Genomic DNA, 9,906 nt, shown 5'->3' with positions numbered 1-9,906 from the left:
GCTGGCGAACACCTGCCGAAGCTCTCGACGAACTGCTCAAACAGAATATAATCGAATGTGTTGCGACGACCGGTTGAATCCGCCCAATACTGTTCAGGCGACTACCACAAGCGCCTGTCCAAACATGGCAGCGAAGTATCGATGAGCGGAAAAGGCAATTGCTAGGACAATTCCATGGTTGAAACATTCTTCAAATCACTCAAGGCAGAGCTGATATGGCGCAACCGTTGGGAGACCAGACGCCAAGCCGAAGGCGCGATATTCCAGTATATCAATGGGTTCCACAATCCAAGACGGCGGCACTCGTCGTTAGCTGGCAAAAGCCCCCTGGCCTTCGAACGAAAGGCTGCCTGAATGAGTTGAGAGACCGGAACGTAAGCGCGACAAGACCAATGCGCATCGACCACATCAGGCCGCTCCGCAAAAGATATACGGTCTTGCAGCAAAACGACTGGACGGGTCAAATCTCGGTGACAATGCCGGGACAGTTCTCAGTGACAATCGACAAAGTGCCATAGCGCAGAGTATCTCCGGTTGCCGGAGATACTCTGCGCAAAGATTGTGGCCACGTGCTAAAATAGTGTGATATCCGCAGCTTCCCGGGTCGGTTTTGGCGGAGCGACCGGTGTCGGCTCGACTGCGCCCGGGACAACGAACTGTCGCACCTGGCCTGTTGTCGGCCAGAAGCGAATTCGACGAGCAGCGGTGCCTCCAACGCTTTCACCGATGCAGGGAATCGACTCATTCAGTAGAAACTCCTTCGCAAATGCCGCGTTTGAAGCGCCGATATCGCGAAGGGTGCTGTTCATGGATGCGCCGCCGAACATCTTTGCGACCAGCCTGTCCTTGCGTGCGCCCTGCTTCAGCAGACCGTTGATGAGCAGCTCCATGGAATAGGCGCCATAGCGAAAACTTTCGCCGGCTTTGCCATCCCTCTGAGGTAGAAGAAAGTGGTTCATTCCGCCGATTCCGGCCGCTGTATCCGTCATGCAGACTGCGATGCAGGATCCCAAAACAGTCGTCAGCACTATGTTCGGATCGGTATCGATCGCATAGTCGCCCTGGATTACGTTGACGATTTTCTCTTCTTTTTTCAACTGCATCGTGGACGCTCTCGTGTTTCGACGCTGGTTGGTGCGTCACAGGATTTAAGGATGGCTTGGCAGATACTGCTCAGCGGCAGGACACTCATCGCCGCGCCAAGCTCGGCTGCCGCACGTGGCATGCCATAGACCGTCGATGTGGCCGCATCCTGCGCAAGTGTTGTTGCCCCGGCAGCTCGGAGGGCCAGCAGGCCCTCCGCACCATCGCGGCCCATACCGGTCAGCAGGGCGGCCGAGCAGCGCCGCGCAACCGGCAGCGCGGATTCGAACAACATATCGACTGAGGGCATATGGCCGCCTCGGGGCTGGCCATCTACAAGTCGCGCACGCAGTGTCGACCCGCAGTCGAGCTGCAAATGCTTACTGCAACCGCCAGCGACAAGGATTTGACCGCGTCTCAGTTCTTCGCCGTCCTCTGCCACCTTGACCTTACAGGCACATTGCCGGTCTAGGAGGTTTGCGAGGCTGGCGCCAAAGCCGCGGCCGGTGTGCTGCACGATTAAAGTTGCAGGTCCATCAGCTGGATAGCCGCTCAGCACCGATAGAAGCGCGTCCACGCCTCCTGTAGATGCGCCGATGAGAACCAATTTCTCGTCGCGTTTCAGGGCGAGTGATTGAGTTTGCGCCAACTGCGGCGGGAGAGGACGAAGTCGCGAACGGGTGACGGTCAGTATGGTCTCAGCGATCTGGTCGATGGGTGTACCAGCGTCCACTGGAAAGAGGTCTGATCGCTGACTATGCACCCGATCCGCACTTCGATGCCTGCCAGGCGCGGCGAGAACCAGCCAGCGGATGTCTAGTGCCTGAAAAAGCGCGTGCATCACCTCGAATTCCGGCCGACTAGCCATGTCCTGATCAATCAGAACGACTTGTGGCGACTTTTCCTCAACGATCGTGTAAGTCTGCATCAGGTCGGTTGTCTCGCGCAGGACAGTGAAGCCGGACCGCCTGCCGAGACCATCCGCGAGACGTGCACGCTCCATTTCGTCGCTCATCGCTATGACGATTGATAGAAACTGCATGGGGCACCTTTTCTTGAACTCGCTTTCCAGCCGCGCACCGCGTGTTCCGTCGTCGGGTATGCAATTGGCAGACCAATGCGGACCAAACTTTGCGGTTGTTAGGGGCGGCAACGAAGTGGGCGGGCCTGTGGATTCAAAACTCGGTAAAGCTGTCCGAAACAACTTCATTTTCCGCGCCGGCTAGCCGCATGGCCATGTCGCGTAACGGGATCCGAGCCACAAGTTCATGCAAGGCTAGGCTGTCGTCTTCAGACATGCTCCCTTGCATGGCTTCCAGTAGAAGCGCGATAGATTGAATAGACTGGCTCAGGATGTCGATTTCCTGCAGGGATTTGATAGTTGGGGCTCGGATCCGCAGCCCCTCTCGCGACAGGATGCCTTCAACCTCACGTTCAAAAACCCCTGCGCGTGTCAGCAGCAGGTCGCATTCAGAAATAATTCGAAGCGTCATCTGATGCGGAGAACACGTTTGAGGGATGCCTTGGTAATTCACAGCTTTCCCACCACGCTTTCGATGCACTGCCGCATCGACGCTGAAGTAAAGGGCTTCTTTATCATGTTATTGAGTCCCAAAGCCTTTGCCTGCGTCACCATATCTGGCGTCGGTTTTCCCGTTACGAGAATAAAACCGATACGTTGAGTCGGCTTGTTCTGGCGGAGTGCCTTGAGCAGCCCCAGCCCGTCTAGCTCGGGCATATTGAAATCCGAGAGGACTAGATGAACCGGTGTTGCCGTGAGTTTCTGAAGGGCGCCTCTGCCATTATTTTCAGTCAGGTAGTTTTTGATGCCGATTTCATCGAGGGCCTGGGTGATCAAGCCCCGGCTCGTGGACATATCATCCACTACCATCACACGAAGAGATTCTTTCAAACCCATGATTGTCTCCTAGTTCCCGGCGGCATTTACCGTGGGTTGATTTTTCTGGTAAGATGTGACGCCGATGCTGCGAAACGCTTGCGTTGCTGTTCCTGTGACCCGTTCTGAATGCCCGATGAAGAGGTGTCCCGAGGGAGACAAGGCATTTTGAAAACGGGTCCAGAGATGGCGTTGCGTTTCTGCATCGAAATAAATCGTCACGTTGCGGCAAAAAATGACGTCAAATGGCCCTTTTATCGGCCAGTCAGAGATCAGATTCAGAACGCCAAATGACACGAGATTTCGGGCGGCTTCACCGATGGTGAAATTGTTGGGATCGCCACTTTTGAGATCAAGAAACCGATGCATCGCGTCCGGAATGGCCTCTAGTTCAGATTTAGGATAGCTAGCCTGGCAGGCGCGATCAAGAATGTTGGGGTCGATATCGGTTGCCAAAATCTTGATATCGTAGCGACTTGCGTCAGGAAATGCGCCTAAAACCGATAGCGCGAGGGAATACGGCTCCTGTCCAGAGGAGCATCCCGCGGACCAAATACGAATTCGATCTCCATTTTTCGCCCTCGTCAAGAGGGCGGGTAAAACCGTGGTGTTCAAGGTTTCGAAGTGATGAAACTCGCGGAAGAAATGGGTGACGTTCGTCGTAAGCGCAGACAAAAGTTCTGTCTTCTCTGCGTCTTCGTTGATGTCGGACAATAGCGATAAATATTCCTGAAATGTCGACAGTTTGCGCAGACGGAGCCGTTTTGCCAAGCGCGAATAAACCAGCGGCTTCTTGCTGAGGGCAAGATTTAGTCCAAATTCGGACTTTGCGACATTGGCGATCTGGGCAAAATCGGCATCCGTAAAAGGAAACTCCGATGTTACTGGTTTAGTGGTTTGCGCGGATGTCATGCGGCGATCCCTGCGTCAGCGCCTAGAACTGCGTCGAGATTTACAACGCGGATCATCTCTTCGTCGATAGCGATCACACCCTGAATGCTGTTTCGGGTCGCTTCAGACTTGATATCGGGCGTCTGTTGAATTGTATCGGTATTGACAGACAGGATTTCTGATACTGATTCCACCAGCAACCCGATAGTATTTCCACCAGCCGCAGCAACAATCACCACGTTACGTTCGTTATCTGGGGTTTTTCCCAAGCCAAAACGGGCGGCAAGATCGAAGATCGGAATTACCGCGCCTCGCAGGTTCATCACGCCTAAAACGTCGCTTGGTGTGTGTGGCAGTGCGGTTACCGCTGCCCAGCGTCGAATCTCGCGGATCTGAGTGATTTCGAGGCAATAGCTCTGGCTCCCTGCGGAGAAAGCAACGAACTTAAAGGTTTTGCCTTCGGACGCTTCAGGTGTGGGCTGCATGGTGAAGCTCCTCTTGGTTAGCAATGATGGGCATTGGGGCGACATCGCCCGAGTTGAGTTTGACCAATTCCTCGGGGTCCAGAATCAGGGCAATCTTTCCATCTCCAAGGATGGTTGCGGCTGATACTCCGGGAATACGGCCATAATTGCTCTCCAGGCTTTTGATGACGACCTGTCGCTGATCGTGGATGGCCTCAACCCGTAGGGCATTGAGTTCCTGCATTTCCGTTTCGACTAGAAGCAGAACGCCATTGCCGTTCGAATCGCTATTACGTTCCAGGCCGAGATTGTGTGCCACATCGACGATGGGTACATAACGTCCACGAACACGGAGTACTTCACCGTTCAGACCAATTCGGTGCAGGTCGCGAGCATTCGGTGTGACCGTTTCTAGGATCGAGGCGATTGGGATCACCATGGTTTCCTGTGCAACGGAAATGACGAAGCCATCCATAACCGCCAAGGTGAGTGGCAAGACAATGGTAAAAGTCGTACCTTTGCCAGGGGTAGAGGTTATCGAGACCCGTCCGCCCAGAGCTTGCACGGCATTTTTAACCACATCCATGCCGACGCCGCGCCCCGAAAGGTTAGAGACCTCGCTGGCGGTGGAGAAACCTGGAAGAAACAAAAGATTGTCGATCTCGGTCTCAGTCAGGTCCGCCTCAGGGGAAACGAGCCCCTTATTTATGGCAGTCTCGAGAATTCGCGGTCGGTTCAATCCTGCGCCGTCGTCGCCAATTTCGATAAAGACGCTGCCGGAGCGATGTGCGGCGGACATTCGAATGGTGCCAACTTCGTCCTTTCCGGCGGCAATACGTTTTTCAGGTGTTTCCAACCCGTGGTCTACTGCGTTGCGCACCATGTGGGTAAGTGGATCTGCCAGCCTTTCGATCACAGTCTTGTCGACTTCTGTCGAATCGCCGACCGTCACCATACGCGCGCTTTTGCCGGTGGCATCCGAAGCTTCGCGCACAATTCGCGACATGCGCTGGAATAGCGGTTTCACTGGTTGCGCGCGGATGGCCATCACACCTTCTTGGATGTCTCGAGCCAGAAGCTTGTATGCTTCAAGTTCGTTGGTCAGATTTGCCCCGGACGGGAGGTCCAGTTCCTCGATCCGCTGTACGATCATAGCTTGGTTGATAATCAACTCGCCCACTGTGTTGATCAGCCGATCCACCCGGTCCAGATCGACCCGCAAGGTGGGTTTGGGCCCGCGGTGGTCACGATCTGCAGCGGGCGCTGCAGCTGATGCAGCCGAGGACGGCGAGGACGGTGACGCGACCGCTACCGGTTTTGCCAAGGGCTCGGCCGCGGTCGGGTCCGAAGAGGGTTCGGGCGCCACGGGCTCTTCAGGCAAGCCCAGGTCAACGACAGCAGGAGGTGGTTCGGAGGCGGACTCGTTTCGGTGCACCGTTATGGTAATGTCACAGAGAGAATCGACGAATTCGAAAACCTCGTGCAGGACTGTTTCGCTTTCATCCGTCTCGAGTGTTAGTTCCCAGACTATATGGGGTTCGTCCGAATCGAATTCGTCGAAATCGGGAACCGCAGATATGTCCGCGCTGACTGTAAGGGTACCAAGTTCCGCAATGGCATCGAACAGCAGAAGAGGCTCATGTCCGTTTTCAAACAACGACCGTTTGGGCACGAAGCGGATAGAGATCATTTGAGACGATGGCTCCGATGAGTCGTCAGAAATATCGGTCAGATCGAGCGGACCACCGAAATCGAGGCCCATCGCGTCAAATTCGATTTCCTCTTCTTCGTCTTCATCACCAAGATACTTCTGCAGTTCGGCCAGCACGACCACTTGGATATCGCGATTCGGGTCGCGATCATCTCGCGCGGCCTCGACTAGGTCCGCAAGTTGGTCACCGGACCGCTGGAAAAGGCGCAGCAGCTCTGGATCGACATCCAGGGTGTCCGAACGTACTTTGTCCATCACCGTTTCGAAGGTGTGGGCAAAGTGTACTAGTTCATCAAGGCCGAAGGCACCGGCGCCGCCCTTGATGGAATGCACGGCGCGGAACACGGCATTGACCGTTTCCTTGCTATGATCGGGATCTTCCATATCGGCAAGGCCTTCGACCAGTGCCTCGAGAAGCTCCTCACATTCTTCGAAGAATGTGTCACGGATGGAGGGTTGTCCCGACATCTCAGGCCGCGTGCCCTGTCAGGCGCCGTAGCACCGACACAAGAGAAGTGTCGTCGAAAGGTTTGACAATCCATCCGGTTGCCCCGGCGGCCCGGGCCCGGGCCTTGAGATCATCCGAGCTTTCCGTGGTCAGCACGATGATCGGCACACTGGTCTTGTCTTTGGTGCGCAACGTTTCGATCACCCCGTAACCATCCATGTTCGGCATGTTGATATCGGTGATGACCACGTCCGGGTTCACCTCGGAAAAACGAGCGACCCCTTCGACACCATCACAGGCCGAATGGAATTCAAAGCCGGCGGTTTCCAACGATAGTCGCAAAAGATTGCGGATCGTGCGGGAGTCGTCGATGGCGAGGACTTTTGTGGTCATTATTGAGCTTCCTTGTCGAAATGGTCGGGCGACAGGCCAAGGCGCTCGAGCCCGGCCGAGAATTCAGGGGACATATCGGTTATCTGAAATTCGGTCCCATCGATCTGCCATTGCCGTTCGGCACTGATCAGAATCTGCAGGCGGTAGGCGTCGATGCGATGAACATCGCGTGCCGACACTGTCACAGGTGCCTTGGCGGCGCCTTGGAGGAAAGTCATCAGGGGATCTTCCCCCTGGCGTGGACGCTGCGCGCCCAATGCGTGAAAGTTCAATGTATCTGCCATGACGCCGTTCTACCATTCCCGTGTCAATTCCGGCGCGTTCCCAAAGTTTGTTTCCGGGTAGCGCCACTGGGAAAGTCATACGTGCGGTGTCTTAAGAAAGCGTTCCGACAACATCAGGATTCGGCGGTAATCTAGGCGCCATCAACTTTCATAGCGTGTGCGTCCCCGGCGGCTGGTATCCAGTGGAAGCTTCATATGCAGTGGCTGATGCGCCCTCTGCGCGCAGGCTTGGCGCGGGCAAACATGGCAATTGATGCCGATCTGGCTGTAGAGGCCAGGGCCATCCATATTGTAGGGGCGGGCATAACCGATTCGATCAGCATGGGTGTTTTCGCAGCCTATGGCCACGACAAGGCGTCGATCCTGTGTCTGTCGACTGAACACTGGGCGATCTGTCGTACGGCTGATCGTGAAAAATCTTGCGCCATCCGGCAATTCCACAAATTGCGGAAGGATCAGACCAGGCACCCGAAACGCACCATGCAGATCCCAGACCGGACAGGCACCGCCATCTTCGGCAAGCGTGAATTCGGTCGCATTGAACCGCTTGGTCACATTACCGGCCCTGTCCACGCGCAGAAAAAAGAACGGAACGCCACGTGCGCCGTCGCGCTGAAGCGTGGTTAGGCGATGACAGACCTGTTCGAAGCTTACGCTGAAGGCGGCAGTGATCCGGTCGATGTCATACTCTGTCTCCTGCGCCAATGTCAGAACCTCATCATAAGGCATGAGCAGCGCCGCCGCGAAGTAATTCGTCAGCTCCACCCGCAGGCGCGCGATACCCGCCTCGCTGTCGATCCCGCTTGAGGCAGCAAGGGCATCGACAATCGGTGCTGCCTCGACCAGACCCAGGACGTGCGCCAGCTGAAAGATCCGGTTGGTGTGATCCAGCGCCTCGGACAGGGCGACGCTATGGTTCTGCTGGTCAAAGGCGCGAAGAGTTTCGGGCATGTCGCTGATTCTGCGCACCTCGGTCTGAATATTGTGTTCGATGCGCAGGTGCCGCTTGAGCAGGGCGTACATGTCGTCGTGCGGCCCACCAATTCGGGCACCGACAGCTTCGGCAATCCGTTCGATAGCATCGAAGTGATTGCCGTGATCCCGGAAAAAGTCATGGATCTGGGTTTCTGGCGTGCTGAGTCGCAGATCCGATGCGGCGTCCGATCCGGCCAGCCGCTTGACCTGATCCACGACCGAACGATGCGCCTGATAGAGCTGCACAAGTCTTGCGACAAGCCGCGGCGCATGATCAACGGCCGCCCGCAGTTCGGTAAGGTCAGGCTGTTCCGAAGCGAACAACGGATCCCGCATCAGTGCGCGCAGGTCGGCCAGCTGAGATGCCTCATTGTCCTGCACAAGAGAGCGCCCGTCGATTCCATAGGCCTCGGTCAGGGCCATGAGGACCTGCACCGAAAGGCTGCGTTGATTGTTTTCAAGCAGGTTTACATAAGCCGGGCTGATGTTAAGCCGACGGGCCATTTCGGCCTGGGTGTGTCCGTAAGAACGTCTTAACTGACGTAGCTGTGGTCCAACTAGGGTCTTGCTCATGTTTACAACATTACATGTTACGAGTTTGCTCGCGCAATGATTAACACGTTTACTCCTTTTGTAGTGATATTTTATTTCGTCGCGATATGTAAGGCTCAGGACTTGGTAGGGAATGCGAAAGATAATGCACGCATAAAGAGAGTCTGCACATTAGGAGGAATTAACATGATCTACACTTTCAACCGGCGTGTTGCCGTGGCGTTCGCTGTCTCAGCTGCACTTATCGCAACCACGGGGGCAACCGCGCTGGCCGAGGACTGGAAACCGGTGAAACCGGTGGAGATGGTGATCATGGCCGGGCAGGGTGGTGGCGCCGACCGTCTGGCTCGGCTTTTCCAGTCGATGATCCAACGCGAGAACCTGTCGAACATGCCGATTCTTCCGGTGAACAAGGGCGGCGGGTCGGGTGCCGAGGCGCTGCGCTACCTCAAGGACAAGGAGGGCGATGCTTATGTTCTCATGGCGACGCTCAACAGCTATTACACCACGCCGCTGCGCACAAACATCGGCGTCGACATCGGAGAGTTCACGCCGATCGCGCGGATGGCCATCGACACCTTCGTACTTTGGGTGAGCGAAGAAAGCGGGATCACCAATCTGGACGAATATGTCGCTGCCGTGAAAGCCGCAGGCCAGGACTGGAAAATGGGCGGCACCGGTACGGGGGCCGAGGACAGCCTGGTCACGGCGATGCTTGAGAAGGAATTCGATCTCGACATGACCTACGTGCCGTTCGAAGGCGGCGGGGCGGTGGCCAAGGCGTTGATCGGTGGTCATATCGATTCGACCGTGAACAACCCGTCCGAACAGATGGGCTTTTACAATGCTGGCAAATCCGTTCCGATCGCCGCCTTCACGACCGAGCGGATCGAGGCCTTTCCCGACACGCCTACCATGACCGAACTGGGCCATGATCTCGTCTATGCCATGCAGCGGTCCTTTGTGGCCCCAAAAGACATGCCGCCGGAGGCTGTCGCCTATTACACCGAGATGTTCGGCAAGCTGAACGCCCTGCCGGAATGGCAGAAGTACACAGCAGACGAGGCACTGGACCCCGATTTTCTGACTGGGGCAGATCTGCAGGCCTATTTCCTGGTCGAGCGTGACAAGCACGCGGCACTGCTCAAGGCGATGGGTGACGGGTCGTCCTGACCTGCCTCTTACCTGAATACCGGGCCGGGGCAATG

General features: G+C 56.0%; 11 protein-coding genes and 1 pseudogene. 2 read left to right on the top strand and 10 right to left on the bottom strand.

Annotation, left to right across the window (positions count from 1 at the left end; translation table 11 throughout):
- Positions 1-81 precede the first annotated feature (81 nt).
- Positions 82-354: pseudogene (locus CHB75_RS14640) on the top strand (IS3 family transposase); the annotation flags it as partial.
- A gap of 218 nt (positions 355-572) precedes the next feature.
- On the opposite strand, the gene CHB75_RS14635 reads toward CHB75_RS14640, so the two are convergent.
- The 10 genes from CHB75_RS14635 to CHB75_RS14590 form a co-directional block, all read right to left on the bottom strand.
- Positions 573-1,103 carry a chemotaxis protein CheD gene (locus tag CHB75_RS14635; RefSeq protein ID WP_089271745.1) on the bottom strand — a complete coding sequence of 177 codons (531 nt, stop codon included), beginning with the start codon at positions 1,101-1,103 and terminating at the stop codon, positions 573-575.
- Positions 1,094-2,125, bottom strand: a complete 1,032-nt coding sequence (locus CHB75_RS14630; protein ID WP_089271743.1) for a chemotaxis protein CheB — start codon at positions 2,123-2,125, stop codon at positions 1,094-1,096. Before CHB75_RS14630 ends, CHB75_RS14635 begins: the two co-directional genes overlap by 10 nt.
- A gap of 133 nt (positions 2,126-2,258) precedes the next feature.
- The gene (locus CHB75_RS14625) at positions 2,259-2,618 is read right to left on the bottom strand and encodes a hypothetical protein (protein WP_141135118.1); all 360 of its coding nucleotides are present in this window, start codon (positions 2,616-2,618) and stop codon (positions 2,259-2,261) included.
- Complete coding sequence (locus tag CHB75_RS14620; protein WP_089271739.1) at positions 2,615-3,001, bottom strand: response regulator; 387 nt, start codon at positions 2,999-3,001, stop codon at positions 2,615-2,617. Before CHB75_RS14620 ends, CHB75_RS14625 begins: the two co-directional genes overlap by 4 nt.
- Before the next feature lie 9 nt (positions 3,002-3,010).
- On the bottom strand, positions 3,011-3,892 hold the full coding sequence (locus tag CHB75_RS14615) for a CheR family methyltransferase (RefSeq protein ID WP_089271737.1): 882 nt from the start codon (positions 3,890-3,892) through the stop codon (positions 3,011-3,013).
- Positions 3,889-4,356 (bottom strand): chemotaxis protein CheW, encoded by a 468-nt coding sequence (locus CHB75_RS14610; RefSeq protein WP_089271735.1) that lies wholly within the window; start codon positions 4,354-4,356, stop codon positions 3,889-3,891. The genes CHB75_RS14615 and CHB75_RS14610 overlap by 4 nt, the downstream gene beginning before the upstream one ends.
- The gene (locus CHB75_RS14605; RefSeq protein WP_089271733.1) at positions 4,340-6,514 is read right to left on the bottom strand and encodes a chemotaxis protein CheA; all 2,175 of its coding nucleotides are present in this window, start codon (positions 6,512-6,514) and stop codon (positions 4,340-4,342) included. Before CHB75_RS14605 ends, CHB75_RS14610 begins: the two co-directional genes overlap by 17 nt.
- Position 6,515: 1 nt before the next feature.
- The gene (locus CHB75_RS14600; protein WP_089271731.1) at positions 6,516-6,887 is read right to left on the bottom strand and encodes a response regulator; all 372 of its coding nucleotides are present in this window, start codon (positions 6,885-6,887) and stop codon (positions 6,516-6,518) included.
- Complete coding sequence (locus tag CHB75_RS14595) at positions 6,887-7,105, bottom strand: STAS domain-containing protein (protein ID WP_245840992.1); 219 nt, start codon at positions 7,103-7,105, stop codon at positions 6,887-6,889. Before CHB75_RS14595 ends, CHB75_RS14600 begins: the two co-directional genes overlap by 1 nt.
- 207 nt (positions 7,106-7,312) lie before the next feature.
- A complete protein-coding gene (locus tag CHB75_RS14590) occupies positions 7,313-8,719 on the bottom strand; it encodes a helix-turn-helix domain-containing protein (RefSeq protein WP_089271727.1) in 1,407 nt (468 codons plus the stop codon).
- Positions 8,720-8,884: 165 nt separating this feature from the next.
- Between CHB75_RS14590 and CHB75_RS14585 the strand changes: the two genes are divergently transcribed.
- Positions 8,885-9,871, top strand: a complete 987-nt coding sequence (locus CHB75_RS14585; protein ID WP_089271725.1) for a Bug family tripartite tricarboxylate transporter substrate binding protein — start codon at positions 8,885-8,887, stop codon at positions 9,869-9,871.
- The last annotated feature ends 35 nt before the right edge of the window (positions 9,872-9,906 follow it).

The sequence above is a fragment of the Puniceibacterium sediminis genome, assembly GCF_900188035.1.
GTDB lineage: Bacteria > Pseudomonadota > Alphaproteobacteria > Rhodobacterales > Rhodobacteraceae > Puniceibacterium > Puniceibacterium sediminis.
This window is presented reverse-complemented; position numbering and strand designations above follow the sequence as displayed.